General features: G+C 70.1%; 23 protein-coding genes. 15 read left to right on the top strand and 8 right to left on the bottom strand.

Features of this window, described 5'->3' with window-relative positions:
* Positions 1 to 72: 72 nt before the first annotated feature.
* Positions 73 to 498, bottom strand: a complete 426-nt coding sequence (locus ACIO3S_RS03015) for a YchJ family protein (protein WP_400459254.1) — start codon at positions 496 to 498, stop codon at positions 73 to 75.
* A 114-nt stretch (positions 499 to 612) separates the two neighbouring features.
* On the opposite strand from ACIO3S_RS03015, the gene ACIO3S_RS03010 reads away from it, so the two are divergent.
* The 3 genes from ACIO3S_RS03010 (at position 613) to ACIO3S_RS03000 (ending at position 6992) form a co-directional block, all read left to right on the top strand.
* Entirely contained in the window at positions 613 to 3465 is a 2853-nt protein-coding gene (locus tag ACIO3S_RS03010) for a BTAD domain-containing putative transcriptional regulator (RefSeq protein WP_400459251.1), read from the top strand.
* Positions 3462 to 4865 carry a magnesium chelatase gene (locus ACIO3S_RS03005; protein ID WP_400459249.1) on the top strand — a complete coding sequence of 468 codons (1404 nt, stop codon included), beginning with the start codon at positions 3462 to 3464 and terminating at the stop codon, positions 4863 to 4865. Before ACIO3S_RS03010 ends, ACIO3S_RS03005 begins: the two co-directional genes overlap by 4 nt.
* A 111-nt stretch (positions 4866 to 4976) precedes the next feature.
* Complete coding sequence (locus ACIO3S_RS03000; protein WP_400459246.1) at positions 4977 to 6992, top strand: hypothetical protein; 2016 nt, start codon at positions 4977 to 4979, stop codon at positions 6990 to 6992.
* A gap of 32 nt (positions 6993 to 7024) precedes the next feature.
* Here ACIO3S_RS03000 and ACIO3S_RS02995 read toward each other — a convergent pair whose 3' ends face one another.
* Positions 7025 to 7627: a DUF6461 domain-containing protein gene (locus tag ACIO3S_RS02995; RefSeq protein ID WP_400459244.1), complete on the bottom strand. Its 603-nt coding sequence runs from the start codon at positions 7625 to 7627 to the stop codon at positions 7025 to 7027.
* 94 nt (positions 7628 to 7721) lie between these two features.
* Here ACIO3S_RS02995 and ACIO3S_RS02990 point away from each other — a divergent pair, with 94 nt between their 5' ends.
* From ACIO3S_RS02990 to ACIO3S_RS02980, 3 genes are read left to right on the top strand one after another with little or no spacing between them, the layout of a single operon-like run.
* Positions 7722 to 8501, top strand: a complete 780-nt coding sequence (locus ACIO3S_RS02990; RefSeq protein ID WP_350714315.1) for a TSUP family transporter — start codon at positions 7722 to 7724, stop codon at positions 8499 to 8501.
* Position 8502: 1 nt separating this feature from the next.
* Positions 8503 to 9126 (top strand): YigZ family protein, encoded by a 624-nt coding sequence (locus tag ACIO3S_RS02985; protein WP_400459241.1) that lies wholly within the window; start codon positions 8503 to 8505, stop codon positions 9124 to 9126.
* A 46-nt stretch (positions 9127 to 9172) separates the two neighbouring features.
* Positions 9173 to 10174: a GNAT family N-acetyltransferase gene (locus ACIO3S_RS02980; RefSeq protein WP_400459239.1), complete on the top strand. Its 1002-nt coding sequence runs from the start codon at positions 9173 to 9175 to the stop codon at positions 10172 to 10174.
* A 7-nt stretch (positions 10175 to 10181) separates the two neighbouring features.
* Here ACIO3S_RS02980 and ACIO3S_RS02975 read toward each other — a convergent pair whose 3' ends face one another.
* Both ACIO3S_RS02975 and ACIO3S_RS02970 read right to left on the bottom strand, forming a co-directional pair.
* Entirely contained in the window at positions 10182 to 10985 is an 804-nt protein-coding gene (locus ACIO3S_RS02975) for an SDR family oxidoreductase (protein ID WP_400459237.1), read from the bottom strand.
* A 166-nt stretch (positions 10986 to 11151) separates the two neighbouring features.
* Positions 11152 to 12264, bottom strand: a complete 1113-nt coding sequence (locus ACIO3S_RS02970; RefSeq protein WP_400459235.1) for a diacylglycerol kinase — start codon at positions 12262 to 12264, stop codon at positions 11152 to 11154.
* A gap of 76 nt (positions 12265 to 12340) precedes the next feature.
* Between ACIO3S_RS02970 and ACIO3S_RS02965 the strand changes: the two genes are divergently transcribed.
* Both ACIO3S_RS02965 and ACIO3S_RS02960 read left to right on the top strand, forming a co-directional pair.
* The gene (locus tag ACIO3S_RS02965; protein WP_400459233.1) at positions 12341 to 12880 is read left to right on the top strand and encodes a DinB family protein; all 540 of its coding nucleotides are present in this window, start codon (positions 12341 to 12343) and stop codon (positions 12878 to 12880) included.
* The gene (locus ACIO3S_RS02960) at positions 12880 to 13359 is read left to right on the top strand and encodes a GNAT family N-acetyltransferase (RefSeq protein WP_400459231.1); all 480 of its coding nucleotides are present in this window, start codon (positions 12880 to 12882) and stop codon (positions 13357 to 13359) included. Before ACIO3S_RS02965 ends, ACIO3S_RS02960 begins: the two co-directional genes overlap by 1 nt.
* 2 nt (positions 13360 to 13361) lie before the next feature.
* On the opposite strand, the gene msrA is transcribed toward ACIO3S_RS02960, so the two are convergent.
* The gene (gene msrA / locus ACIO3S_RS02955; RefSeq protein ID WP_400459229.1) at positions 13362 to 14015 is read right to left on the bottom strand and encodes a peptide-methionine (S)-S-oxide reductase MsrA; all 654 of its coding nucleotides are present in this window, start codon (positions 14013 to 14015) and stop codon (positions 13362 to 13364) included.
* Between the two features lie 105 nt (positions 14016 to 14120).
* On the opposite strand from msrA, the gene ACIO3S_RS02950 reads away from it, so the two are divergent.
* The 5 genes from ACIO3S_RS02950 (at position 14121) to greA (ending at position 20078) form a co-directional block, all read left to right on the top strand.
* Positions 14121 to 15290 (top strand): cystathionine gamma-synthase, encoded by a 1170-nt coding sequence (locus ACIO3S_RS02950; RefSeq protein WP_350842749.1) that lies wholly within the window; start codon positions 14121 to 14123, stop codon positions 15288 to 15290.
* Positions 15277 to 16668 (top strand): glutamate mutase L, encoded by a 1392-nt coding sequence (locus ACIO3S_RS02945; RefSeq protein WP_400459227.1) that lies wholly within the window; start codon positions 15277 to 15279, stop codon positions 16666 to 16668. The genes ACIO3S_RS02950 and ACIO3S_RS02945 overlap by 14 nt, the downstream gene beginning before the upstream one ends.
* 10 nt (positions 16669 to 16678) lie before the next feature.
* Positions 16679 to 18127 carry an AI-2E family transporter gene (locus ACIO3S_RS02940; RefSeq protein ID WP_350842753.1) on the top strand — a complete coding sequence of 483 codons (1449 nt, stop codon included), beginning with the start codon at positions 16679 to 16681 and terminating at the stop codon, positions 18125 to 18127.
* A gap of 1 nt (position 18128) precedes the next feature.
* A complete protein-coding gene (ilvA, locus tag ACIO3S_RS02935; RefSeq protein WP_400461059.1) occupies positions 18129 to 19340 on the top strand; it encodes a threonine ammonia-lyase in 1212 nt (403 codons plus the stop codon).
* A gap of 228 nt (positions 19341 to 19568) precedes the next feature.
* On the top strand, positions 19569 to 20078 hold the full coding sequence (gene greA / locus ACIO3S_RS02930) for a transcription elongation factor GreA (protein WP_400459224.1): 510 nt from the start codon (positions 19569 to 19571) through the stop codon (positions 20076 to 20078).
* 91 nt (positions 20079 to 20169) lie between these two features.
* Here greA and ACIO3S_RS02925 read toward each other — a convergent pair whose 3' ends face one another.
* Positions 20170 to 20553, bottom strand: a complete 384-nt coding sequence (locus tag ACIO3S_RS02925) for a DUF4307 domain-containing protein (RefSeq protein ID WP_400459221.1) — start codon at positions 20551 to 20553, stop codon at positions 20170 to 20172.
* A gap of 166 nt (positions 20554 to 20719) precedes the next feature.
* Here ACIO3S_RS02925 and mca point away from each other — a divergent pair, with 166 nt between their 5' ends.
* Both mca and ACIO3S_RS02915 read left to right on the top strand, forming a co-directional pair.
* The gene (gene mca, locus ACIO3S_RS02920; RefSeq protein WP_400459218.1) at positions 20720 to 21706 is read left to right on the top strand and encodes a mycothiol conjugate amidase Mca; all 987 of its coding nucleotides are present in this window, start codon (positions 20720 to 20722) and stop codon (positions 21704 to 21706) included.
* Between the two features lie 33 nt (positions 21707 to 21739).
* The gene (locus ACIO3S_RS02915) at positions 21740 to 22015 is read left to right on the top strand and encodes a hypothetical protein (RefSeq protein WP_160024995.1); all 276 of its coding nucleotides are present in this window, start codon (positions 21740 to 21742) and stop codon (positions 22013 to 22015) included.
* Here the strand turns inward: ACIO3S_RS02915 and ACIO3S_RS02910 are convergent.
* Both ACIO3S_RS02910 and ACIO3S_RS02905 read right to left on the bottom strand, forming a co-directional pair.
* Entirely contained in the window at positions 21996 to 22658 is a 663-nt protein-coding gene (locus ACIO3S_RS02910; RefSeq protein WP_400459214.1) for a hypothetical protein, read from the bottom strand. The two genes, ACIO3S_RS02915 and ACIO3S_RS02910, sit on opposite strands and share 20 nt — an antisense overlap.
* Positions 22658 to 26902, bottom strand: coding sequence for a LamG-like jellyroll fold domain-containing protein (locus ACIO3S_RS02905; RefSeq protein WP_400459211.1), 4245 nt, complete (start codon positions 26900 to 26902; stop codon positions 22658 to 22660). Before ACIO3S_RS02905 ends, ACIO3S_RS02910 begins: the two co-directional genes overlap by 1 nt.
* Positions 26903 to 26991: the final 89 nt, after the last annotated feature.

Raw genomic sequence — 26991 nt, 5'->3', positions numbered from 1 at the left:
CCAGTCGCGTCCACATATCGGCAACAGTTTCTCCACTGTCTGCCTCAAACTCACGTGGATGCTTGCGTTTGGTCACTGACTCGCGATCTCCCCGTCGACGTAGAGCCACCGTCCGGCACGCACCTCGAACCGGCTGTGCTCGGCGAGCACCCCGTCGCCCGACGGTGCCTGGTAGGACGCCCGGAACGCCACCCAGCCGTGGGTGTCGTCATCGAGCCCGGAGCCCTCGATCTCCAGCCCCGTCCACGTCAGTCGCGAGTCGGGTGCGGCCACGCCCAGGTCGTCGGGGCGGGTCCCCGGATGCCAGGTGCGGAAGATGTAGTCCCAGTCCCCGAGGGCGTACGCCGCGTAGCGGCTGCGCATCAGCTCCTCCGGAGTCTCGGCCAGGGCGCCGCCGCGGTGCAGCCGGTGGCAGCACATCGCATAGCGTCGCCCGCTGCCGCACGGGCACTCCTGGGGCAGGGGCGAACCGGTGGCGGTGCGGCCGAAGGGAGACATGCGCCCCATTGTGTACTGGAAAGGGCGCATTCTCGTCGTAGGCCCGGAGCGCCCCGTCTATTGTGTGAGGGTGGCTCTCAGGCGCGATCGGCTCGGGACGGCGGGGGTGCATCGGTGACGGATGTGAGCATCTGTCTGCTGGGCCCCCTGATCGTCACGCGCGCAGGCGAGCCCGTGGAGGTCCCGGGACGACGCCCGCGCACGTTGCTGTCGTTGCTGGCCCTGGAGGCCGGCACCCCGGTCTCCGCCGACCTGCTCGCCGACCGGATCTGGGGCGAGGAGCTCCCCGACAACCCGCGCGGCAGCCTGCACACCTACATCGGGCGGCTGCGTCGGGTGCTCGGCAAGGAGGTCGTACGCCGCGCCGCCGGCGGCTACATCCTCGACCTGCCGCGCTCCTCGGTGGACGCGCTCACCTTCATCGACCTGCTCGACGCGGCCGAGGGCCCGGAGGCCTACGACCGGCTCGAGGAGGCCATCGCGCTGTGGCGTGCCGAGCCGTTCGATGAGCCGTCCGGGGACTCGCTGGCCGAGCGCACCCGTCCGTGGCTGGTCGACCGCTATCTGGCCGCGCTGGAGCATCGTGCTGCGCTCGACATCGCCGCCGGCCGGGCCGCGAAGGCGGTCGCCGACGTGCGCCGGGTGGTGGGCGACCATCCGCTGCGCGAGTCCCTGTGGGTGGTGCTCCTGGACGCGCTGGACGCGGCGGGGCGTACGGCCGAGGCGTTGGAGGCCTATGAGGAGGTCCGGGCGCGGTTGGCCGACGAGCTCGGCGCCGACCCCGGCGCGGAGCTGCGTGCCACGTTCACCCGGCTGCTGACCGGCTCCTCGCCGGCCCCGGAGGTCGAGGCCTCCCAGGGCCAGGCGACCGTGCCCGCGCAGCGCGTCTCGGAGGAGGACATGGTCCCGAGACAGCTCCCGGCCGACATCCCCAGCTTCTCCGGGCGTGAGGCCGAGCTTCGGCTGCTCGACGCCGTGACCATCTCCCACGACGCCGGCTGGCCGAGCGTGATCGCCGTGCACGGCATCGGGGCGGTGGGCAAGACCGCGTTCGCGGTGCACTGGGCCCGGGCCCGGACCGAGCACTTCCCCGACGGTCAGCTCTTCATCGACCTGCGCGGCTTCGGCCCGGGCGAGCCGCTCTCGCACGCCCAGGCGCTCACGACCCTGCTGATCGGGCTCGGCGTCGACGCCGCCTCGGTGCCGGCCGAGGTGGACGCGGCGTCGGCCCTGCTGCGTACGACACTCGCGCAGCGACGCATGCTCCTGGTGCTCGACAACGCTCGCGACTCCACCCAGGTGCGGCCCCTGCTGCCGGGTGGTGACTCGCTGGTGCTGGTGACCAGCCGGAGCCAGCTGCGTGGCCTGGCCACCCGCGAGGGTGCCCGCCGGCTCGCACTGGACACGCTCGCCCCGGCCGAGTCGGCCGCCTTCCTGAGGCAGCGGCTCATCGACCGGACGGCCGACGAGGCGGACATCCGCGCCCTGGCGGACAGGTGTGGACACCTTCCGCTGGCTCTCGCCGTCGCGGCCGAGCGCTGCAGCCGCTACCCCGATCTCCCGCTGACCGACCTGATCGCCGAGCTGGACGGCGAGACCAGCCGGCTGGCGGCTCTGGAGGCACCGCTCGACCCCATCTCCGACCTGCGCGCGGTCTTCTCCTGGTCCTACGACTCTCTCGACGAGGAGTCGCGGCGTGCCTTCCGCCTCCTCGGCCTCCGCCCGGGTCATGAGATCGGGATGCCCGCGATGGCGGCGCTCTTCGCCGTCGACATCGCCGCCGCCCGGCGTCTGGTCGACAAGCTGGTCGACGCCAACCTCGTCCGCGAGCACCGCCCCGGACGCTTCGTGCTCCACGACCTGATCCGCGACTACGCCCTGGAGATGGGCTCCGAGAAGGAGTCCGGCGAGGCGCTGCTGCGGCTGGTGAGCTGGTACACCCACTCCCTGGTCGCGGCCTCTGAGGCCGACGGCCGGTCCTTCCGGCTGATGAGCCTCGACCCCGTCGTCGACGGGGTGACGCCGCTGAGCTTCGCCACCTCGCAGCAGGCCCGCGCCTGGGGCGACCGGGAGTGGCCGACCATGGGCAGTGCCGTACGCCTCGCCGTGCGCGCGGGGCTGCTGAGCCCTGCGTATCAGCTGGTCAACAAGATGTTCAGCCTCTCGATGCGGCACCCACCCGCCGAGACCATTCCCCTCCAGGAGCTCGGCCTCGACGCCGCCCTCCGCGCCGGTCAGCACATCGACGCGGCCTACATCCGCAACCAGTTCGGGATCAGTCGGGCGCGGGTCGGTGACCTGCCTCGCGCGATCACGGAGTTCCGTGGTGCCGCCGAGGTGTTCCGTGAGGCCGGGACCGCCGCCGGACTGGAGATGGCGCTGTCCAACTGCGGCCAGGCGCTCAGCATGATCGGCTCGCTCGACGAGGCCGTCGCGGTCCTCGAGGAGGCGTACGCGGTCGCGGATGCGGCCGGGATGGACGACCGTGCCCGCGCCAGCCTGATCGGGCTGGCCGAGGTCTACGTCCGGATGGAGCGCTACGAGGATGCGGTGCGGCTGGTCGAGGAGGAGATCGGCTACGCGTCCGTCGACGTCGACTCCTCCGCCTCGCCGCGGATGACCCTGGTCGATGCCCTGATCGGCCTGCGGCGCTACGCCGAGGCCGAGAACCATCTGCGGCTGGAGCTGGCCCACCGCCTCGAGGAGCGCAACCGGTGGGGTGAGGCCAACGTCCTCGTCCGCCGGGCCGTGGTCGAGCGCGAGACCGAGCGTGTCGCGCAGGCCCGGGCGACGCTCCACGAGGTCGTCGCGATCCTGGACGAGGTGGGGGAGCTCGACCGCACCGCGCTGACCCGGGAGCGGGTCGAGGAGCTGCTCGCCAGCGTCGGGTCGTCTGCATCCGCGGATCGGGACGTCGACGCCGAGGCCGCCCAGGGGTTGGGTGGCGGCGTAGCGTTGCGTCCGTGACTGCCGCACCCACGATCAGCACCCTCGGCCAGCTTCGCGCGAGTGGCCATGTGTTCAAGTCGCTCCGCGAGGAGATCCGCGACAACCTGCTGGCGAAGCTGGCAGCCGGAGAGGACCCCTGGCCCGGGCTGCACGGGCTGGAGGACACCGTCATCCCACAGCTCGAGCGTGCCCTGATCGCCGGGCACGACGTCGTCCTGCTGGGCGAGCGTGGTCAGGGAAAGACCAGGCTGCTGCGTACCTTGGTGGGGCTGCTCGACGAGTGGACCCCGGTCATCGAGGGGTCCGAGCTCGGCGAGCACCCCTACGAGCCGGTCTCGGTCGGGTCGCAGCGGTTGGCAGCGACCGCCGGCGAGGCGCTCCCGGTCGCGTGGAAGCACCGCTCCGAGCGCTACTCGGAGAAGCTGGCCACCCCCGACACCTCCGTGGCCGACCTGATCGGCGACGTCGACCCGATGAAGGTCGCCGAGGGACGCTCGCTGGGCGACCCGGAGACGATCCACTTCGGCCTGATCCCACGCTCCCACCGCGGCATCGTCGCGATCAACGAGCTGCCCGACCTCGCCGAGCGGATCCAGGTCGCGATGCTCAACGTGATGGAGGAGCGCGACATCCAGATCCGCGGCTACGTGCTGCGGCTGCCGCTCGATCTGCTCGTGGTCGCCTCCGCGAACCCGGAGGACTACACCAACCGTGGCCGGATCATCACGCCGCTGAAGGACCGCTTCGGTGCCGAGATCCGCACCCACTACCCGCGCGAGCTCGCCGCGGAGATGGCGGTCATCCGGCAGGAGGCCGCGCTGGTCGCCGACGTACCCGACCACCTGCTCGAGATCCTCGCCGTCTTCACCCGTCATCTGCGGGCATCCTCCGCGGTGGACCAGCGCTCCGGGGTCTCGGCGCGCTTCTCGATCGCCGGCGCCGAGACCGTCGCCGCCTCGGCGCTGCACCGCGCCACCGTCCTGGGCGAGGCCGACGCGGTCGCCCGCATCGTCGACCTGGAGACCGCCGTCGAGGTGCTCTCCGGCAAGATCGAGTTCGAGTCCGGCGAGGAGGGCCGCGAGGCCGAGATCCTCACCCACCTGCTGCGTACGGCCATCGCCGAGACCGTCCGCAAGTCCTTCCGAGGCCTCGACTTCGCGCTCCTCATCGACGCCATCGAGGACGGCCGCATGGTCACCACCGGCACCAAGGTCGCTGCCGGTGACTTCCTGGCCGGCCTCCCCGTCCTGGGCGAGTCCGACCTCTACGACCAGATCGGCGACCGCGTCTACGAGTCCACCGGCGGCCCGAAGAACGACGGCCAGCTGGCCAGCGCCATCGAGCTGGCTCTGGAAGGCCTCTTCCTGGCCAGAAAGATCGGCAAGGACACGGCCGACGGGGAGACGATCTATGGCTGAGCCGGGAGGCATCGGCCGGGGGTAACACGTCGTTCGTAGGACTACTCGCCCTATCAGAACGACCGGATAGACCTACGAACAGCGTGTTACATGCGTGAAGGAGCACCAACCATGAGCCGCTACAAGAAGTACGCCGGGGGTGACCCGCTCGCGCCGCCGGTCGACATCGCCGAGGCGCTGGACGCGATCGGCGAGGACGTGATGTCCGGCTACTCGCCCGAGCGGGCGATGCGGGAGTTCCTGCGGCGCGGGGGACAGGACCAGCGAGGGCTCGACGACCTCGCCCGGCAGGTCGCGGAGAGGCGCCGTGAGCTGCTGCAGCGCCACAACCTCGACGGCACGCTCGAGCAGGTGCGTGAACTGCTGGACAAGGCGGTCCTCGAGGAGCGCAAGCAGCTGGCCCGCGACGTCACGATGGACGACGGCGACCGCGCGTTCCGGGAGATGCAGATCGACAACCTCTCGCCGAACACCGCCGCCGCGGTCAGCGAGCTCGCCTCCTACGACTGGACCTCACGCGAGGCCCGCGAGGCCTACGAGGAGATCAAGGACCTGCTCGGCCGCGAGCTCCTCGACCAGCGGTTCGCCGGGATGAAGCAGGCGCTCGAAGGGGCCACCGACGAGGACCGCGAGGCGATCGCGGAGATGCTGCGCGATCTCAACGAGCTCCTCGACAAGCACAACCGCGGGGAGGACACCCCCGAGGACTTCGACGAGTTCATGGCCAAGCACGGCCAGTACTTCCCCGAGAACCCGCAGAACATCGACGAGCTGCTCGACACCCTCGCGCAGCGTTCGGCGGCCGCGCAGCGGATGCTCAACTCGATGTCGGCGGAGCAGCGACGCGAGTTGATGGAGCTCTCCCAGCAGGCCTTCGGATCGCCCGCGCTGATGGAGCAGATGGCACAGCTCGACGCCAACCTGCAGGCAGCGCGGCCCGGCGAGGACTGGTACGGCTCCGAGGAGTTCGACGGTGGCGAGGGCCTGGGCCTCGGTGACGGCACCGGCGTACTGCAGGACATCGCCGAGCTCGACCAGCTCTCCGAGCAGCTCCAGCAGTCCTACGCCGGCTCGCGGCTCGACGACATCGACCTCGACGCCCTCTCCCGTCAGCTCGGTGACCAGGCCGCGGTCGACGCGCGCACGCTGCAGGAGCTCGAGCAGGCGTTGCGCGACTCCGGCCAGCTCGAGCGCGGCTCCGACGGCGACCTCCGGCTGACCCCGAAGGCGATGCGCCAGCTCGGCAAGGCCCTGCTCCGCGACGTCGCGCAGCGGCTCTCCGGACGGCAGGGCGAACGCGACCTGCAGCGCGCCGGTGCGGCGGGCGACCTCTCCGGCTCCTCGCGGCCTTGGGCCTTCGGCGACACCGAGCCCTGGGACGTACCTCGCACGATCACGAACGCCGTCATCCGGGAGGTCGGCGAAGGCCGACGCGGCCCCGGAGTGCGGCTGAGCGTCGACGACATCGAGGTGCAGGAGACAGAGGCCCGTACGCAGGCAGCGGTCGCCCTCCTGGTCGACACCAGCTTCTCGATGGCGATGGACGGCCGTTGGGTGCCGATGAAGCGCACCGCGCTGGCGCTGCACACGCTGATCAAGAGCCGGTTCCGCAACGACGACCTGCAGCTGATCTCGTTCGGCCGCTATGCCCAGACGATGGAGATCGAGAAGCTCACCGCGCTCGACGCGATCTGGGACAAGGGCACCAACCTGCACCACGCGCTGCTGCTCGCCAACCGGCACTTCCGCAAACACCCCGGCGCCCAGCCGGTGCTCCTGATCGTGACCGACGGCGAGCCCACCGCCCACCTGGAGGCGGGCGGCGACGTCTGGTTCTCCTACCCGCCTCACCCGGTGACGATCGCCCGGTCCGTCGAGGAGCTGGAGAACTCCCGCCGCCTCGGCGCCCAGACGACCTTCTTCCGCCTCGGCGACGATCCCGGCCTGGCCCGCTTCATTGACTCCATGGCCCGCCGCGTCGAGGGCCGCGTCGTCGCCCCCGAGCTCGACGACCTCGGCGCGGCCGTGGTCGGGTCCTATCTCGGCGACCGGACGGCGCGGCGTACGTCGAACACCTACGGCGGCTATCCGGACGCGTTCGGTGGCCGCGGCTGGTGGGCTACCTGAGGCGGTTCTCGTCCGCCTCTGTTCGTGGCACCTCAGGCGGAAATCGGGTCACCGCCGAGGATGCCCGCTGTCAGAGCGGCGTTGTACATCAGATGCTCAGTCATCTGGACGCCGGAGATCTGCTCGATCATCCGGAGAGCAGCGACCTTGAAATTCGGGATTGGACCGTCTTCCGGCTGCGTCAGAATGCCGGCGCGGGCCATGTGCTCGTCGAGTCCGTGTGGGTCCTCGCCGCCGTAGTGGTCAGGTCCGAAGAGGTCCAGGGTGGTGACCCTTCGACCGTTCCGGTAGTGAGCGAAGAGATAGAGGGGCTTGCCATCGAGGTTGTAGAAGCTCCAGACCTCGGTGTCCCGGGAGAGCTCTTCGAGCCACTGACTCTCCCAGCCGTACCAGCTCATGAACTCGATACCGACGGCGTAGTCGCCCACCTCCGCGACTCGCACGCCATAGCGTCCAGACTCCCAGTCTTCTTCGTCGTAGATGGTGGCGGACGTATGTGTCCCGTCCACGACCTCGGCCCGCCAGCGAGCTAGGAAGTCCTGTGCGCGGAGGCCGCGGGCAACGGTGATGCAGTACATCCCAGTGTCACCGTTCGCCCAGGCGTAGCGCTCTAAGCTGCCGGGGTCGTCGATCATGGCGGGAGTCTGGCAGAGTCCCCGCCATCGCGCCGGTCGAATAGACCTGCTCACCGAGTTAACTCGGGGGCATCCCGCCGCGTAGCCTGCGCTCGTGCCCGAGGAGACGCTGAACGTACTTGCCCTTCTCGCCCTCGCGGCCCTGGCCGCCGGATACGTGGACGCGGTGGTCGGCGGAGGCGGGCTGATCCAGCTGCCGGCGCTGCTGCTGTTCCTCCCCGGTGCCGCACCGGTGCAGATCCTGGCGACCAACAAGCTGGCCTCGATCTTCGGCACCTCGATCAGCGCGGCGACCTACTACCGGCGGGTGGGTCCGGACCCGAAGACGTTCATCCCGCTCATGATCCTCGCGTTCGCGGGCTCTGCGCTGGGGGCGGGGGTGGCGTCGTACCTGCCCGAGTCCGTCTTCGAGCCCATCGTCCTGATCGCGCTGATCCTGGTCGGCGCGTGGGTGCTCTTCAAGCCGTCCCTGGGCGAGGCGACCGAGCTGAGGTACGACGGTCACCGGCACCTGATCGGTGCGATGGCTGTCGGGTTCGCGGTCGGCTTCTACGACGGTGCCCTGGGCCCCGGGACCGGCAGCTTCCTGGTGATCGGGCTCGTCGGTCTCCTGGGCTACTCCTTCCTGGAGGCGAGCGCGAAGGCGAAGATGGCCAACGTCGCCACCAACCTCGCCGCCCTGGTCGTCTTCATCCCGCAGGGCGCGGTGCTGTGGAAGACCGGCCTGGTGATGGGCGTGTGCAACCTGATCGGCGGCTACCTCGGGGCGCGGACGGCGGTGGCCAAGGGAGCCGGGTTCGTACGTGTCTTCTTCATCGTCGTCGTCGCCGGGTTCATCATCCGTCTCGGTGGCAGCGTCCTGGGAGTCTGGTGACGTGCACTACCTGACCATCGGCCGCGACGGTGCCGCCGAGATCGAGGAGAAGCGGTCCCGGTTCCTGTGCACGCTCGCCCGGGTGGAGGATGAGGCGGGCGCGCGGGCGGTGGTCGAGCGGCTGCGCAAGCAGCACTGGGACGCCCGCCACACCTGTTCCGCCTTCGTGATCGGCCCGCCGCCACAGCCTGTCGAGCGCTCCAACGACGACGGCGAGCCGGCCGGCACCGCCGGGGCGCCGATGCTCGAGGTGCTCCGCGGCGCGGGAGTCTCCGACACGGTCGCCGTCGTGACCCGCTGGTTCGGTGGAACCCTGCTCGGCGCGGGCGGCCTCGTCCGGGCCTATTCCGACGCCGTCCGGACCGCGCTCGACGAGGTCGGCACGCGCCGGCGCGAGCTGGTCCGGGAGTACGAGATCGAGGTCCCGTACGACGCCGCCGGCCGCCTCGAGACCGACCTGCGATCCTCCGGAGTGACCGTCCTCGACACCTCCTACGGGACTGCCGTGACGCTGCGGATCGGAGCGCCTCCGGAGGACGAGAAACGGCTCGAATCGTTGCTCGCCGAGCTCACCGCGGGTGCATCTTCGCTGGTCCCAGGCACGGACCGCTGGGTCGACCGCTGACACCATTTGGGAGAATGGCCGGGTGAGCGACCATAGCGAGACGCCCGTGGAACTCCCTTCCGGATGGACGGCGAAGGTCCCTGACCTCGACGATCTGCCCGCCCTGCTGAGGCTTCGGGCGGCCGACAAGACGCCGTTCGAGGGCTCCGGAAAGGTCGATGCCGACGCCATCACCGGTGAGATCGCAGGGCCTGCTTCCTGGACCCGCCAGCAGCTCGTCGCGATCGACCCCGGTGGCGACATCCGCGCCTGGGCCATCGCCCACGACCGCGCCGCCGGCCGTACGCTCGTCTACCTCTACGTCGACCGCACCATCGCCCAGGCCGCCGAGGTCGCCGCCGGGCTCTACGCCTGGCTCGAGGACCAGGCCCGATCGATGGCCGAGCTGCGCGGCATCACCGAGTCCCACCTCGACGCCAGCCCGTTCGCCGACGACACCGTGCAGCGCGAGTGGCTGGCCGCGGCGGAGTTCACCAACAAGCGCACCTGGCTGCACATGAGCCGGCCGGTGCTGCCCGACGAGAAGGTGCCCACGCTCCGCGAAGGGGTGACGATCCGACCGGTCGAGACCCACGAGAACGGCATGCCCGTCGCAGCCGACCTGCAGACGGTCCACCAGACCCTGGAGGAGTCCTTCCAGGACCACTTCAACTCCTACCGGGAGAGCTTCCCGGAGTTCGTGCAGCGCCTCCGCGAGGACCCGGGCCACCGCTGGGACCACTGGTGGCTGGCCTACGTGGACGTTCCCGACGAGCCGGACACCCTCCTGCCCGCCGGCTCACTGGTGGCCTCCGTGCTGCCCGCCAACGCGGCCGGGGTCGAGGGGACGTACGTCGAATACATCGGCGTCAACCGCAACGCCCGCGGCCGCGGGGTGGCCAAGGGACTGCTCTACGCCGTCATCGGCGACGCCCTCGAGCGCGGCCGTGACCGGGTCTCGCTCGAGGTCGACGCCGACAGCCCCACCGGCGCCGACGGGCTCTACAAGTCGATGGGCTGGGTGACCGACTACGTCACCGAGTCCTGGCACAAGGACGTCACGGTCTGATCGAGGATCAGGCGCCGACGTCGGGGAGCTTGAGGTCGAGCGTCGGCGCCTCGGTGCCGCCGTCGACCTCGAGCATCTTCCCGGTGACGAACTGCCCGGCCCGGGAGGTCAGGTACACCACCGCGGCGGCGATGTCCTCCGCCTCGCCGATGCGTCCGAGCGGCGTCTTCGACTCGATCTCGCCGCGCATGGTGTCGTCGCCCGCCACGAACTCGAGGGCACTGGTACGCACCGAGCCGACGAAGATGCCGTTGACCCGGATCCGCGGCGCCAGGTCGGTCGCGGCCAGCCGCGTCCAGTGCGCCAGCGCCGCCTTCGCGGTGCCGTAGGCGAGATAGCCGCGCCCTGCGGTACGTCCCATCATCGAGCTGATCGACACCACCGACTGCTGCCCGTCCGGGCTCTTCACCAGGTACGGCACCGCCGCCCGCGTCAGTGCGTGCGCGGTGGTCACGTTGAAGTGGAACGCCTCCTCGAGGTAGCCCTCGTCGGTGTCGAGGAACGTGTTCGGGATCGTCCCGCCCACGTTGTTGACCACGATGTCGAGGCGCCCGAACTCCTCGTACGCCCTCGCTGCCAGCCCCGCAGTCGCGTCCGTGTCGGCCAGGTCCGCGGGCACCACCAGCGCCCGCCGACCCGCCGCCTCGACCTTCTCGGCGACCTCCCGAAGCTGCTTCTCGGTGCGCGAGGCGATCACCACATCCGCCCCCGCCTCGGCCAGCGCCACCGCGGTGGCCGCCCCGATCCCACGCCCCGCTCCCGTCACGATCGCAACGTGGTCGGTCAGCTCGAATCGTTCAAGAATGCTCATGCGCTTCCTTCATGTCGAGACGTCAGCCTGGTCGGCCGAGACGTCGCTTGCGTCGGCCGAGACGTCAGCCGCGTCGGCCGAGACGTCACTCGCGTCGGTCGAGATGTCGCCGGTGACGTCTCGACCGACGTACGTGACGCCTCGGCCGACCGGAGTGACGTCTCGCTCATGGGGAGACCAGGCCGCGGCCGGTGATCAGCGGGAGGTCGAGAGGGGAGACGAGGCCCGGTTCGGCAGCGACGACGGCGGGGATGGCGTTGACCAGGCGCTGGGCGGTGACGATCATCCCGGAGACGTTGTGGTCGCCGTGCTCGCCGTGGTGGCTGAACTCGACGGTCATCGACGGCTCGCCGGTGATCTCGATGCGGTAGCAGCCATCGCCGGTGGCCGGGGTGGGCCAGTCGGGGTCGGACTCCGCGTCGGTCCGGGTGACGTGCTCGAGAGTGATGCGGGGGACTCCGTCGACGGTGCCGGTGACGGTGAAGCGTACGGAGCCCTGGGTGCCCTCCGCGATGTCCACCGACACCGTCTTGGTGTCCTTCGTTGCCGCCCGGCGCTCGACCGACTCGACGAGCGGTTCGTCGAGGGTCACCCCGAGCCCGGCGGCCAAGACCCGCACGACGGGGCCCCACGCGGTGCTCAGCACCCCCGGCTCCCACAGGAACGGCTTGTCCTCCAGCGAGCCCCCGAAGCCGAAGAGATCCTTCATCACGACCGGCTGGAAGTACGTCGAGTAGTCGGCGATCTCGCTGACCCGAAGGTGGTCGATCCGCTGGGACAGGGACGTCATCGCGAGCGGCAGCACGTCGTTGGCGAAGCCCGGGTCGATGCCGTTGACGTGCAACGACGCACCGCCCTCGCGGCCGGCGTCGTCGATGCCCGCGATCATCTCGTCCGGCAGCGTCCCCTGCGGGTGGACCAGGATCACGGGCCCGGAGGAGACGACGTTGACCCCGTCCCGGATCAGCCCGGTCAGGTCCTCGATCGCCTCGAAGACCCGGTCGTCGGTCATCGCGGCGTGGACGACGCAGTCCGGGGCGAGCGCGAGCAGCTCATCGCGCGACGTGGTCGCCGCCACCCCGAGGTTCCGGCCCAGTCCGGCCAGCTCCCCGGCATCGACCCCTGCCTTCGCCGGCGTCGAGGTCCAGACCCCGACCAGCTCCAGGTCGGGATGGGCATCGACTCCCGCGATCGCGTGCCGACCGACCGTCCCGGTGGACCAGACGACGACTCTGAGCGGCTTCTCCGGACTCTGGGGACCTCTGGGCGCGTGGGGCATGGCCCAAATCTAGAACGCGTTTCAGTTTCGCGAAAGTGATTCGCTGAGGAAACTCCCCGCCGCTACGTTGGCGCCCATGACCGAGGCACTCTTCGAGGACACCCGCCATCCGACCGGTGCCCCCTATGTCGCAGACGAGTCCACGACCCTGCGTACGTTCCTCGACTTCCACCGGGCGACCCTGCTCAGGCAGGTCGCGGGCCTCGACCACGAGCAGCTCAACCGTCCCTTCCCGCCCAGCACCATGACGCTGGCCGGGCTCGTCAAGCACATGGCGTACGTGGAGGACATCTGGTTCGGCGTACGCCTGGCCGGCAACGATCCGTTCCCGCCCTTCGACACGGCTCCCTGGGGCGACGACCAGGACTGGGAGTTCAACAGCGCCGCCGCCGACGACCCCGAGGCGCTGCGCACCCTGCTCCGCGACGCGATCGCTCGCTCCAACGAGCTCACCGACGCCGCCGGCTCCCTCGGCCGCATCGCGGTCGGCAGGACACGGGACGGCCAGGAGATCAGCCTGCGCTGGATCCTGGTCCACATGATCGAGGAGTACGCCCGCCACTGCGGCCACGCCGACCTCATGCGCGAGGCCATCGACGGAAAGGTTGACCTCTGATGGAGATCCGCGAAGCGACGGCCGAGGACTGGCCGCAGATCTACCCGTTCTGGGCCGAGATCGTGGCGGCGGGGGAGACCTACGCCTACCCCGAGGGCCTCACGTCCGATGAGGCCAAGGACCTGTGGATGTACGACCACGTGGTCGTCGCGGTCGAGGGCGACCAGATCCTGGGCAGCGCCAAGATGGGCCCCAACCGCCCGGGCCGCGGCAGCCACATCGGCACCGCCTCGTTCATGGTCTCGCCGGCCGCCCGCGGCAAGGGCGTGGGCCGGGCCCTCGGCGACTACTGCGTGCAGTGGCACAAGGACAGCGGCTTCCACGGCATCCAGTTCAACGCGGTCGTGGAGACCAACACCACCGCCGTACGCCTGTGGAAGTCCCTCGGGTTCCAGATCATCGGGACCGTCCCGGACGCGTTCGACTCGACGTCGCACGGCCGGGTCGGCCTCCATGTGATGTATCTGCCGCTGACCTGACCTCAGGCGGTCGCGGGGAAGGCGATGCCCGTGTTGGCGTGGCAGCGGTAGCCGTTGGGCACGCGGTCCAGGTACTGCTGGTGCGCGGGCTCGGCGGCGTAGAAGGTCGGGACCTCGCGGATCTCGGTGGTGATCTCGCCGTAGCCCCGCCGGGCGATCTCGTCGCCGTAGACCTTGGTCAGCTCCTCAGCGGTCTCCCGCTGCGCGTCGGAGACGTAGTAGAGCGCCGAGCGGTACTGGGTCCCGACGTCGTTGCCCTGCCGCATCCCCTGCGTCGGGTCGTGCACCTCGAAGAACTTCTTGACGAGGTCCGCGTAGGAGACCACGGTCGGGTCGAAGACGACCCGGACCGCCTCGGTGTGGTTGGTCTGACCGCTGCAGACCTCCTCGTAGGTCGGGTTGGCCGTGGTGCCGCCCTGATACCCGACAGCGGTCGAGTAGACCCCCGGCGTCTGCCAGAAGATCTCCTCGGCGCCCCAGAAACAGCCGAGACCGAAGTACGCCACCTCGGACCCCTCGGGCGCGGTGCCGTCCTCGGGGGAGGCGAGCAGCAGAGTGCCCAGGACGCGGTGCTTCGCGGGCAGGTCGAAGAGGGCCTGGTCGCGCCCGGCGAGGGTGCGGTCCTCGGGGAAGAGCTGTGTTGGCCGACCGAACATGAGTGACCTCCAGAAAGTCAGGGTTGCTACCAGTCTCCAACACAGTTCGACGCGCGAACGTTCCCGGATGGGCCGCGAGGTGGGATCGGACGTAGGCTCGGCTGTGTGAGCGAGCAGCAGCACCTCGGCAAGGCCGGTTTCGAGACCAAGGCGATCCACGCGGGCTACGAGCCCGACCCGACGACGGGTGCGGTGATCCCGCCGATCTACGCCACCACGACCTACAAGCAGGACGGCGTCGGTGGCCTGCGAAACGGCTATGAGTACAGCCGCTCCGCCAACCCGACCCGCACCGCGCTCGAGGGCGCGCTGGCCGCGGTCGAGGACGGTGAGAAGGGGTTCGCCTTCGCCTCCGGCCTGGCCGCCGAGGACACCCTGATCCGCAGCCTGATGCGGCCCGGTGACCACATGGTCATCCCCGACGACGCCTACGGCGGCACCCACCGGCTGATCGACAAGGTCGAGAGCCAGTGGGGGATCGCGCACACCCCGGCCCAGGTCGCCGACATCGACGCGGTCGCGGCCGCGATCCAGCCGGGCAAGACCAAGGTCGTCTGGGTCGAGACGCCGACCAACCCGCTGCTCAACATCGCCGACATCGCAGGCCTTGCCACGGTCGCCCACGAGGCCGGCGCCCGTCTGGTCGTCGACAACACCTTCGCCAGCCCCTACCTGCAGCAGCCGCTCACCCTCGGCGCCGACGTCGTGGTGCACTCCACGACGAAGTACGTCGGTGGCCACTCCGACGTCGTCGGCGGCGCCGTGGTCGTCCGCGACCTCGGGATCGCCGAGAAGATCGGCTACCTCCAGAACGCCGCTGGCGCGATCGCCGACCCGTTCGGGGCCTGGCTGACACTGCGCGGCCTCAAGACCCTGGCCGTACGCATGGACCGCCACTGCGACAACGCCGAGCGCGTCGCCGACTTCCTGACCTCGCACCCGAAGGTCGGCGAGGTCATCTACCCGGGCCTGGAGACGCACCCCGGCCACACGACCGCCCAGAAGCAGATGAAGCGGTTCGGCGGCATGATCTCCTTCCGCGTCGAGGGCGGCGAGGCAGCTGCGCTCGCGGTGTGCGAGCGCACCAAGATCTTCACGCTGGGCGAGTCGCTCGGCGGTGTCGAGAGCCTGATCGAGCACCCGGGACGCATGACTCACGCGAGCGTCGCGGGCACCGACCTCGAGGTGCCGGCCGACCTGGTCCGGCTCTCCGTCGGGATCGAGTACGCCGAGGACCTCGTCGCGGACCTCGAGCAGGCCCTTGACCAGAGCTGACTCGCCACAGACCGCCGTCTGCGTCGACTTCGGCTCCACCTGGACCAAGGCGCTCCACGTCGACCTCGTCTCCGGCGAGATCCTCGGCACCGCGAGCGCACCGACGTCGCTGCACGAGGTCATGGAGGCGTACGACGCCTGCCTGACCGCGCTCACCGAACAGGACTCCCGGTCGGCCGAGGCTGAGATCCTCGCCTGCTCCTCGGCCGGTGGCGGCCTCCGGATCGCCGTGGTCGGCAACGAGGAGCTGGTGACCGCCGAGGCCGGGCGCCGGGTGGCGCTGTCCAGCGGGGGCAAGGTCGTCGCGGTGATCGCGATGGCCTCCCCTGACGCCAGAGGCGCCCTTCGACATACCCTCGGCACGACAAAGCCTGACCTTGTGCTGCTTACGGGAGGAACGGACGGGGGCAACGGTGAGGCGTTGCTCCATGGCGCGGAGGAACTGGCAGCAGCAACACGCGCCGGCGTATGGCGCGGCCCGGTAGTAGTTGCCGGCAATAGCGCGGTTGTTGATCAGGCAGCCGGGTACATGGCAAACACCAAGGCGGGCCTCGACGTCATTGTCGCCGAGAATGTCGTTCCGAAGATCGGCGTGCTGGCACCCGAGAGCGCCCGCGCGGCGGTCCGGGAGATGTTCCTCGAGCACGTGATCGGCGGCAAGAACCTCAGCAGCCGGGCCGACTTCCGGCGGATCGTCCAAGGGGCGACCCCTGACGTCGTGCTTCAGGGAGTCGAGACGCTGGCCGAGGTGCTCGGCGAGGACGTGGTCGTCGTCGACGTCGGCGGCGCCACGACCGACGTGCACAGCGTGGTCCGTCCCGACCCCGAGGCGGAGCACGTGCGCGAGGAGGTCGTCGCCGTCACCCCGGTGACCCGGACCGTCGAAGGCGATCTGGGCATGCGCTGGTCGGCGACCACGACCCTCGAGGCGGCCGATCACTCCGACCCGAGCCTCGCCGAGTCGGACCTCTCCGGCGAGGTCGAGCATCGGCGCCACCATCCCGGCTGGCTGCCGCGCACCGAGCAGGACAAGGACATCGACGAGCTCCTGGCGAGGATCGCGATCTCCACGGCCCTGCAGCGGCACGCGGGTCGCTCCCGGGTCGTGCTGTCCCCGAGCGGCAAGGTCATCGAGCGCACCGGCACCGACCTGCGCCGGGTCGGTGTGGTGATCGGCTCCGGCGGCGTACTCAGGCACGGACGCCGGGGCATCGCGGAGCGGGTGATGCGGTGGTCGGGTCGCGGCGGATGGCAGCTCCCGGAGGCGCCGCTGCGGGCGGTCGACAGCGACTACGTGCTCGCCGCGGTGGGCCTGCTCGCGCGGTCGCACCCCACGACCGCACGGCACCTTGCGACCCATCTCTCACCCTCCCGGTAGCCTCTGTCAGGTGACAGATCAGGGGGATGTTCCCGGGGGCGAGAAGCGGACCGCCAAGGATGGCTTCGAGCGGATGAAGGGCGCGTTCAGGCGCAGCCGAGAGACACGTGAGGCGCACCGCTTCGCCCAGGAGGAGGCCGACGCGCGCGAGTCCGCCGAGGTCGCCAAGGAGGCCGCCGCGGAGGCCCGTGAGTCGGCCGAGAACTTCGCGCTTCGCCTCGTCAACCAGTTCGAGCGTCTGCGCGAGGAGCGCCAGGAGCAGCTGGCCGCGCCGGAGCCGGTGACCGCGCCCAAGGCCGTCAGCCGCACCGACGTCCCCTACGGCGTCGAGCTCTCCGCGCAGTGGGCCTGGCGGTTCCTGGTGATCGTCGCCGCCGGCTACCTCATCGTCCGCGCTCTCGGCTTCCTCAGCATCGTCGTGGTCCCGGTGGTCATCGCGCTGCTGATCGCCGCGCTGGTCTCCCCGGTCGTCAACGGACTCGCCCGGATAGGGCTGAAGCGGAGCATCTCGGCGCTCTTCGTGGTGCTCGGCGTGCTCGTGGCGGTCATCGCCATGCTGAGCTTCGCCGGCACTCAGGTCGCCAACGGCTTCAACGACCTGGCCGGGCAGACCGTCAAGGCGCTCGACGAGATCCGCGACTGGCTGATCAACGGCCCGTTCAACGCGAGCGAGACCCAGATCGACACCTGGCTCAACACGGTGCAGACCACCCTGGAGGAGTGGGCGGCGGCGTACGCCTCCAACCCGTTCTCCCGGGTCAGCGAGGTCGGCGGGGTCGCTCTCGACGTCTTCGCCGGCCTGTTCATCGTGCTCTTCTCCACCTACTTCTTCTGCGCCGAGGGCGAGCGGATCTGGGGCTGGCTGGTCCGGCTCGCGCCGCGGGCCGCGCGCAGCCGGATGGACAGCTCGGGTCGGGTCGCCTGGGTGTCGCTGACCCAGTTCACCCGGGCGACGGTCATCGTGGCCGCGGTCGACGCGGTCGGCATCATGATCATCGCCAGCGCCCTGCAGGTCCCGTTCGTCGCGGCGATCGGCGTGCTCGTCTTCCTGAGCTCGTTCGTGCCCCTGATCGGTGCCACCGTCGCCGGCGCGGTCGCCGTGCTCGTCGCGCTCGTCTCCCAGGGACCGGTGACGGCGCTGCTGATGCTCGGTGGCGTGATCCTGGTCCAGCAGCTCGAGGCCCACGGCCTGCAGCCGTTCCTGCTCGGCCGCTGGGTCCGGGTCCACCCGCTCGGCGTGATCCTGGCGGTCGCCACCGGCATCGTGCTCGGTGGCGTGGCCGGTGCCCTCGTGGCCGTGCCGCTGGTGGCCGCCCTCAACGCGGTCGCCAATCATCTGACCGCCACCGCCCCGGCCCAGGCGCTGGCCCAGGCTCAGGCGCCGACGTCGCCGCCCCCGCTGCCGGCCAACGGGCCGACCTCCCCACCCCCGCCGAGCCCAGGAGCAGGCAGTGCCTGAGATGCATGGTCAGCCGACGTACGAGGACATCCTCGAGGCCCGCGAGCTGCTGCGCGACCACATCACCGAGACGCCTGTCCAGGGAGCCCGCTGGCTCACCGACATGATCGGCGACACGGTCATCCTCAAGTGCGAGAACCTGCAGCGTACGGGCTCCTTCAAGGCCCGCGGTGCCTTCGTACGCATCGCCCGGCTGACCGAGGAGGAGCGCAAGAACGGCGTGGTGGCGGCGAGCGCGGGCAACCACGCCCAGGGCGTCGCGCTGGCGGCGACCACCCTCGGCATCCCGTCCACCGTGTTCATGCCCGAAGGCGCGCCGATCCCGAAGGAGAAGGCCACCCGGGCGTACGGCGCCGAGGTGATCTTCGAGGGGCAGTACGTCGACCAGTGCCTCCAGGCCGCGATGGCGTTCGCCGAGCGCACCGGTGCCGTGATGATCCACCCGTTCGACCACCCCGACGTCGTCGCCGGCCAGGGCACGATCGGGCTCGAGATCCTCGAGCAGGCCCCGGACGTGAAGACCGTCGTCATCCCGCTCGGCGGCGGTGGCCTGCTCGCCGGCGCGGCACTCGCGATCAAGGCGAAGCACCCCGACGTGAAGGTGGTCGGCGTGCAGGCCGAGACGGCCGCCGCCTACCCGGTCTCGCTGCGCGAGGGCCGTCCGATCCGGCTCGACAAGATGCCGACGATGGCCGACGGCATCGCGGTCGGCCTGCCGGGGGAGACCAACTTCCCGATGATCCAGACCTACGTCGACGAGATCCGTACGGTCTCGGAGGAGGCGATCTCGAGCGCGCTGCTGGCGCTCGCCGAGAGGGCCAAGCTGGTCGTCGAGCCCGCCGGCGCGGTCGGGGTGGCCGCCCTGATGGACGCGCCCGAGGCCTTCGAGGGCCCCGTCGTGGTGGTGCTCTCCGGCGGCAACATCGACCCGCTCCTGCTCGGTAAGGTGATCCAGCACGGCATGACGCTGGCCGGGCGCTACCTGCCGGTCGCGGTGACGATCCCCGACCAGCCCGGGGCGCTGGCCACCCTGCTGTCGGTGATCGGCGACACCGGCGCCAACGTCATGGAAGTCGTGCACTCGCGCACCAACCCCGGACTGCGGCTCGCCGAGGTCGGTGTGCAGCTCCAGCTGGAGACCCGGGGTCAGACCCACGCCGAGCGAGTACTCGAACAGCTGCGCAGCAAGGGATATCCAGCGACCACGCCCTGACGGTTGCACCGGACGTTCCGGGGAACGGTCCCGAGGTCAGATTGCGCGACGTTTCGGTCGCGAACTGTCTTCGGGTGTGGTTGCCTTGTTAAACTGAACCTTCTGACAATCTCCCGCGGAACGTTCAGCTGGGTGAAACACGCCCGCTCAGCAGGGAGAAAAGGCGCCGGTTGATGGGGGTTGACCGGCGCCCCTTACCTATTCACTACCCATCAGGAGTAACTCGCTATGACTCAGTCGACCGAGACCACGGCTGCCACGATCTGGCTCAGCAAGGGTGCATTCGACAAGCTCACCGCGGAGTTGGAGTACCTGAAGGGCCCGCGACGCCAGGAGATCCTTGCCGAGATCAGCTCCGCGCGCGACGAAGGTGACCTCAAGGAGAATGGCGGCTACCACGCCGCTCGCGAGGAGCAGGGCAAGCTCGAGGGTCAGATTCAGCAGCTCGAGGCACTGCTGCGCAAGGCCGACACCACCGTCCCCGAGGACGACGGTGTCGTCTCGGTCGGCAAGCTGGTCACGTTCAAGTTCGAGGGCGATGACGACGACGAGGCCGAGACCCGCCTCATCGCCTCGATCGAAATGAAGGACTACGCGGGCGGTGTCGAGATCTCCTCTGCCGCCTCGCCCATCGGCGCTGCCCTCATCGGTGCCAGCGTCGGCGACACCGTGACCTACGAGGGTCCTCGCGGGCCGCTCAAGGTCGAGATCATGAAGACCGAGGTTTTCACCGGCTGACCTGCGCAGGGATACCCGGTTAACCGGGTATCCCTGCACTTCTCTGGCGTTGCAATGCCAGAGAAGTGCAGGGATTGCCTGAGAAGTACGGTCACTCGACCGTGCACTCACCCCACTCGACCCGCAGCGCACGGCGCTCGGTCGGGATGGTGATCGTCTGACGCCCCTCGGTGGCGGTGAACTCGGCGTGGCCGACCTTCTCCTCCTGGTCGTCCTCGGCCTCGACGGTGCAGACCGGCTTGGCGTCCTTGTCGTGGAGGCGTACGACGAAGGTCACCTCGACCTCGTTCTCGCTGACCGCCTCCCACTTCTCCAGCCCGGAGGAGACCTCGGGATGCAGGGCCATCCACAGCGCCCAGCCGAACCAGCCGACGATCGCCACCAGGGCGAGGATCAGCGCGATCATGAGTACGCCCGGGCGACGGCGCGGGCCGCGGCCGTAGCGGGCCGCGATGCGGGACTCTTCAGAACTCACGGCTTCGGGCTCCGCTTCGGCAGATGACGGCGTGCTCACGGGAAACATGGTCCCACCCCGGCGAAGGAGACCGCACATCCGTCCCCGGCCGCCTACCACCAAAGTTGTCCGCGGAGTGGGAGCGGGTAACCGAGTGGTGAGACGGGGCGTGGTTAGGATTGAACTCATGCCAGAGCAGCTCCAGCAGGCGTTCCGCCTGATGCACGTGCACGCGCACCCCGACGACGAGTCGAGCAAGGGCGCGGGGATCACCGCGAAGTACGTCGCCGAAGGGGTCGACGTCCATGTCGCGACGTGTACGGGCGGCGAGCGGGGCGACATCCTCAACCCGAAGATGGAGCGCCCCGGGATCCTGGAGAACATCCACGAGATCCGCCGCGAGGAGATGCATCGAGCCCGCGACATCCTCGGCATCAAGCAGGACTGGCTCGGCTTCGTCGACTCCGGTTGGGTCGAGGAGTTCATGCTGGTCAAGGAGATGGGGGCCAAGGACTGGTCGCTGCTCCCCGAGGGCTGCTTCGGCCGGACGCCGCTCGAGGTGAGCACGCGCCGGCTCGTCGAGATCATCCGCTCCTTCCGGCCGCACGTGGTCACGACGTACGACGAGAACGGGGGCTACCCGCACCCGGACCACATCATGTGCCACCGGGTCTCGGTGGAGGCGTTCCGCGCGGCGGGCGACCCCGACCTGTTCCCGGACGCGGGTGAGCCGTGGCAGCCGCTGAAGCTCTACTACAGTCACACCTTCAACTATCCCCGGATGATCGCGCTGCACGAGGCGATCAAGAGTCACGGCCTCGCCTCGCCGTACGAGGAGCGCCTCGAGGAGTGGAAGCCGGATCCGGGCTGGGACGAGCGGGTCACCACGAAGGTGGAGTGCGCCGAGTTCTTCGGCGTACGTGACCAGGCCCTGCTCGCGCACGCCACCCAGATCGACCCCGACGGCCCCTGGTTCGCGGTGCCCCGGGAGATCGAGAAAGAGGCCTGGCCGACCGAGGACTACGAGCTGGTGACCTCCTACGTGCCGGTGCCCGAGGCCGAGAAGCGCGAGGAGACCGATCTCTTCGCCGGTCTCGACGTCTCCACCGCCGACGACGAGGGCAAGGCCGCCGTCGGACGCGAGATCAGCTTCGGCAAGGTCGTCACCGCCTGAGCTTTCCTCAGACAAGGGTGAGACAATGTCGGTATGTCCGGCCTCCCGATGACGACGCACACGCTGCACACCTCTCAGCCAGCTCCTGAGCCCACCCCGCCGCAGGACGAGGACGTGGTCGCGGGCTGGACCGCCTTCGGCATCTTCATCGCGCTCTGCGTGGCCGTCGCGGTGATCGCGTGGAGCATGCTGCGTCAGTTCAAGAAGGTCGAGAAGGCCAAGGTCGAGGGTGTCTTCGGCGAGGAGGCCCAGGCCGAGGCGATCGCCCAGCAGGCCGCCAAGGACGAGATCAAGAAGCTGAAGCGCTAGCTTCTACGCGCCGACGGCGTCGCACGAACCACCACCCGCCGGCACCGACCAGCGCGATCGCGCCGAGGGTGCCGCCGAGTTGGAGAAGTGCGCTGAGCCCGGTCGCCGCGCCCCGGGACTCGTCGAGGAACCAGCCGTGGGAGCGGGTGGTCCCTGCGTACGCCGCCTTCTGACCGTTCGGCCCCGAGGCGAGGGTCTGGTACGCCGGATGCAGGTCGGTCATCATGTCGATCTCGATCTTCGTGGCCGAGGCCGGGGACGGGCAGTCGAAGGTGACCGTGGTGCCGTCGGCGATCAGATCCTCACCCGCCTCGACCGACCCTCCGCAGCCCTCGATCCGGATGTGGTCGAGGACGTAGTCGGCGTACGCCTCCGACTGCGCGAGCGCGGTCTCGTCGCCGGGCTCGTAGAGGACGACGCCGTCGAGCGTCATCCGGTCCGGCGGTAGAGCCCCGACCTGCACCGCGAGGTAGGCGATGTCGTCGGTGGCCCCGAACCGCCAGGTCACCTCCGGAGCGCCGGTGGTGCCGGCGATCGTCGCGGTCTGCGGGGCGCCGAACGGGTGAGCGGAGGCGGGCACGGCCGCGGTGGCCGCCAGCACGAGGCCGGCGACCACCGCGAGTGCCAGGAGAGGACGAGCCACTAACGCTGCCTGACCGTCAGGGTGAGGTTCGTCGTGGCCGGGGCGTGCGTGTCGTCACCCGGGTAGAAGACCTGCACCTGGTGACGTCCCGGCGGCGGCAGCACGTCGACCTCACACTCGGCGACGCCGCGTCGGACGCGCGCCTCGCACAGGACGTCCTCACCGATGAGGAACTGCACCGTGCCGGTGGCGCTGCGCGGCGCGACCGACGTACGCAACACCAGGTCCCGTCCGAAGCGGACCGTGACGTCCTTCGCGGTGAGCGTGACCGGGGTCAGCTCGGGCACGTCGGGCTCCTCCACGACGACCGCGCGCGAGGCGACGGCCTGGTTGCCGTTGGAGTCGGTGACCGTGTAGGTCAGCGGGTAGGCGCCAGCCTTGGTCGTGTCGACGCTCCCGGAGACCTGGATCGCCGAGGTGAGGTCACCGTCGGTGTTGTCTGTCGCGCTGACCCCGTCCAGCGGGTCGAACTCCGCGCCCACCTCGATCGTCGTCGAGGCCGGGACCGTCAGCACCGGAGGCGTCGCGTCGGTGCCGGCCGCGGTGGCCAGGAAGACGCCGCCGAACTGGTCGATCGAGCCGAGCGTCTGGGCCTCACCGGTGCGTGAGGTCGAGGTCCAGGCGTACACCTGGCCCTCGGTCAGCCCGGCCCACTCCACCGTTGCAGGCCAGCCCGAACGCGCGGTGTCGGTGCCGATCACGGTGTCGGTCGGGGTGACCACCGTCAGCGCGTCTGTCGTGAAGGACGTACGCCTGGTGGAGAGGTCCACCGGAAGCGTGAGGTTGTCCTCGGCCCCGTTGTAGCGGTGCCGGTCGTCGTACTCGGTCGCCCCGAAGTCGTCCAGGTGCGGGGAGTAGGTGTCGATCGACATCTCGGCGCGTTCGGTGTCGAACTGCAGCAGGCGCAGGTAGGAGGCGCCGAACTGCAGCAGGTCGGTCGCTTTGTGGTCGACCGTCCCGTCACCGTTCAGGTCGATGTTGCCGGCCGCGTCGACCGAGTCGGGGAAGAGCTCACCGGCGGTCACCTTGTAGAACTGGTAGTCGGCGAGCAGCTCCACGACGTTGTGCGAGACCGTGGCGCCGATGCCGCGCTTGAGGTTGGTGCCGACGCCGTGCTCGTGGCCGGCGAGGACCAGGAACACGTTGGGATTGGCTTCCACGACCTGGTCGAAGAGCCGGGACCCGTCGGTGGAGAAGTTGGCCCCACGGCCGTCGGGCGCCGAGGAGGGCGCCAGGTAGGCGTGGGTGCTCAGGATGCCGTTGCGGTCGGGGAAGCGGGCGAAGATCTCGCTCGCCCAGGCCGCCTCCTCCGGGGTGACGCCGTAGGAGAGGCCGACGGCGACGAAGTCGAGCCCGCCGGCGGAGAAGAGCACGTAGTTGTTCTGGTTGTCCGTGCCCGGCGTGACCACGTTGCCGGAGCCGTCGGTCACCTCGTCCCAGGCGTGGTAGGACGCGCCCTCGGGCCATCCCTGCGCCGCCTGGTAGTAGCGCTCCGGGCTGAAGTAGCGGCTGAACCGCGACTGCGCCCCGGTCTCGCGGCCACCCTGGTTGTCGTGGTTGCCGGCGACGACCTGGTTGACCACGCCCGCCTCGTCGAGGATCCCCTGAGCGTCCGAGGTGAACTCGAACTCGCGGGTGATCTGCTCGTCGAGCCCCGGGTAGAGCAGGTTGCCGTTGGCGTCGGTCGCCAGCGGGTCCTTGGTGTCGTTCTCGGTGACGTCACCGGTGTGCGAGGTGAACGCGATCTTGCGCTGGTCGGCGTTGTCGCGGATCCACTCGGTCTCGGCGCGGTAGGCGCGCTGCCACACCGCCTGCTCCTCGACCAGCTGCACGTCCGAGGGCTCCTCGATCCCGTTGAAGTTCTCGTACGTCCCACCGGCCGCGCCCTCGGCGATGTACTGGGTGTCGGTGAAGTGGGCGAAGGAGAAGTCGTAGTCGTCGGGGTTCTCGAAGTGGTCCTTGTCGGCGGCGGCCGACTCGTCGCGCGGCGAGAGGTCGTCGGCGAACGGGTCGATGCCGGTCACCAGGACGTGCACGACGCCGCTGTCGACGTGGGCGGCCAGCGCCCGGCCCTGCAGCGTGGTGTCGCCGTCGGCGATGCCGCGCGCGGAGGCGAGCTCGTCCCAGCGGCTCTCGACCGCATTCCACACCCGCAGCGAGACCGAGCGGGCCGGGTCGGCCGTGCCGGTCCAGACCACGTGGCGACGCGAGTCGGAGGCCGGGACGGAGACGTCGTAGCGCTGGAACGGGATCAACTTGCTCGAGGCGCTGTCGGTGGTCTGCCCGTCCGGCTTCTGGCTCCCGTCGATCGTCTCGGGGGAGGAGTAGTCGAACTCGAGCGCGCTCGGGAGCACTGGCACGACCCCCTGGAAGCCGCCGTCGGCGACGGAGGCGGAAGCCGCCTTGAAGGTGGTGGTCACGTCCGAGCCGTCGGGGCTGTTGGCGATCGCGGAGAGCGTCACCTTCCCCTTGCCCTGACCGGTGTCGGTGCCGCCGCCGGTCGGGATGGCGTCGGAGGTGAACGTCGAGGTGTGCGCGACCGGACGTCCGAAGACGTCCTTCGCCGCGATCTCGATGGTGTGCTCGCCGCGAGCGAGGCCGGCGCCGATCTCCTGGCCGGGCCGGATCGGGTCGCCGTCGAGCGTGTAGGTCCAGCCGGAGGCGTTGCCCTGATTGGTGATGTCGACGGCGAACTCGGTCGGTGTGGTGATGTGCGAGCCGGCCGCGGGGGTGGTGCCGTTGACGACCACGCCGGCGTCGCGTACGTCACCGAGCGCGGCCACGCTGAGGGCGTTGGCCTCGTCCGCGGTGAGCACGTCGGTGAAGATCCGCGCGGTGCGCACGGTGACCGGCGACCAGAACTGGTTGACCGAGTCGGCCCCGACGTAGAAGGAGTTGAGGGCGCTGCCACCGGGACGGGTCAGCGGCGCGGGCGCCGCGATCGACGCGGCCAGCGCGCCGTCGACGTAGAGCCGCGCGGTCGAGCCGTCCCAGGTGCCGACGGCGTGGTACCAGCGGCCGGTCTCGATCTCGACCTGGGCGTTGCGGTAGGCACCGCCGGCGTGGACCGCGAAGGTCAGCTTGCCGCTGTAGACGACGATCGAGTAGCCGCCGCCCTCCTTCTCCGAGCAGATCGAGTGCTCGGTCCCGTTGGGGAAGGTGCCGTTGTCCTTGAACGTGCACTCGATCGAGACCTGCTCGTCGATCTGGTCCCAGGCCGCGGAGCCCATCGCATAGGCGTACGCGTCGTTGGCGCCGTCGAAGGAGGCGACCTTGGCGTCCAGCGCGGTGTCGTCGGAGATCACCGGCTCACCCACCGTGGTCACGGCCCGGCCGGTGTCGTCGGCCGGGGTGCCGTCGTCGAAGTCGACGTCGAGCACGTCCGCGGCCGGCACCGGGGGAGCGGTGTCGTAGGCGCCGGCCAGCGCCGCGGCCTCGGCGTCGGTCACCGCGCGGGCGAAGAGGGAGGCCGCGGCGAACGAGGCGGGCGGGGCCGGCTGGCCGATCCCGGTGGGAGCCGAGTCGGCGCCGACCACGAAGCGGCGCGAGGTCGCGGCCGGGGCCTGCAGCGCGCCGGTGGCGGCGGTCGAGCCGGCCTTGGTGCCGTTGACGTACAGGTTCAGCCTCTGGCCGTCCCAGACCGAGAGCACGTGATACCAGCGGTGGGCGGTGATCGGGGTCAGCACCGTCTTGTAGCCGCCGCCGATGTGGGCCATCGTGCCGAGGTTGGAGCCGGTCACGTAGATCGAGTAGCCGCCCGCCTCCTTGTTGGAGCAGAGGTCCTTCTCGTTGGTGGTGGGCAGCGTGGTCTCGACCCGGAAGACGCACTCGATGGTGAAGCCCTGCTGCAGGCCGGCCCACGGGTCGTGCTCGACGGAGACCGCGTCGTCGGTGCCGTCGACAGTCATGACATCGGTCGGCGTCTCGGCGAGGGTGTCGTCGGTGCCGTACGTCGGCGCACCCCAGGTGCGCGGCTCGAGCGCCTGGGCGCGCTCGTGCGGGGCGCCGCCCTCGAAGTCGATGTCGAGTACGTCGGGTGTCGGCGCGTCCACGGTCGCCAGCGCGGCGCGCGGCGGGCCGGTCAGCGGTGCGCCGACGGCAGTGTAGGTCGACGCGCTGGCGGAGGTGACGGCGTCACCGGGCAGGGCGGCGATGACACCCCCGGCGAGGGCCAGACCGGCGGCTACGGCGACCAGTCGCCTACGTCCGGGTCTGGCGAAGCTGGCACTCGTTGGTGCGAACACGATGCTCCTTGGGGTCGTGCGGCATGACGTGCGGCATCGCCCGAGGTGCCGAACGGCCGAGGCACACGCCCGGCCATTGGATGAGGATC

It is taken from the genome of Nocardioides sp. NPDC087217, from assembly GCF_044744805.1.
Classification (GTDB): Bacteria; Actinomycetota; Actinomycetes; order Propionibacteriales; family Nocardioidaceae; genus Nocardioides.
Note: the sequence above shows the minus strand (reverse complement) of the source record. Positions and strands in the feature narration are given on the sequence as shown.

Bases quoted from the DNA above. Each gene is read 5' to 3' on its own strand.
- ACIO3S_RS03015 (WP_400459254.1), bottom strand. From the start codon at position 498: ATGTCTCCCTTCGGCCGCACCGCCACCGGTTCGCCCCTGCCCCAGGAG.
- ACIO3S_RS03000 (WP_400459246.1), top strand. From the start codon at position 4,977: ATGAGCCGCTACAAGAAGTACGCCGGGGGTGACCCGCTCGCGCCGCCG.
- ACIO3S_RS02995 (WP_400459244.1), bottom strand. From the start codon at position 7,627: ATGATCGACGACCCCGGCAGCTTAGAGCGCTACGCCTGGGCGAACGGT.
- ACIO3S_RS02975 (WP_400459237.1), bottom strand. From the start codon at position 10,985: ATGAGCATTCTTGAACGATTCGAGCTGACCGACCACGTTGCGATCGTG.
- ACIO3S_RS02970 (WP_400459235.1), bottom strand. From the start codon at position 12,264: ATGCCCCACGCGCCCAGAGGTCCCCAGAGTCCGGAGAAGCCGCTCAGA.
- ACIO3S_RS02965 (WP_400459233.1), top strand. From the start codon at position 12,341: ATGACCGAGGCACTCTTCGAGGACACCCGCCATCCGACCGGTGCCCCC.
- ACIO3S_RS02960 (WP_400459231.1), top strand. From the start codon at position 12,880: ATGGAGATCCGCGAAGCGACGGCCGAGGACTGGCCGCAGATCTACCCG.
- msrA (WP_400459229.1), bottom strand. From the start codon at position 14,015: ATGTTCGGTCGGCCAACACAGCTCTTCCCCGAGGACCGCACCCTCGCC.
- ilvA (WP_400461059.1), top strand. From the start codon at position 18,129: ATGCATGGTCAGCCGACGTACGAGGACATCCTCGAGGCCCGCGAGCTG.
- greA (WP_400459224.1), top strand. From the start codon at position 19,569: ATGACTCAGTCGACCGAGACCACGGCTGCCACGATCTGGCTCAGCAAG.
- mca (WP_400459218.1), top strand. From the start codon at position 20,720: ATGCCAGAGCAGCTCCAGCAGGCGTTCCGCCTGATGCACGTGCACGCG.
- ACIO3S_RS02915 (WP_160024995.1), top strand. From the start codon at position 21,740: ATGTCCGGCCTCCCGATGACGACGCACACGCTGCACACCTCTCAGCCA.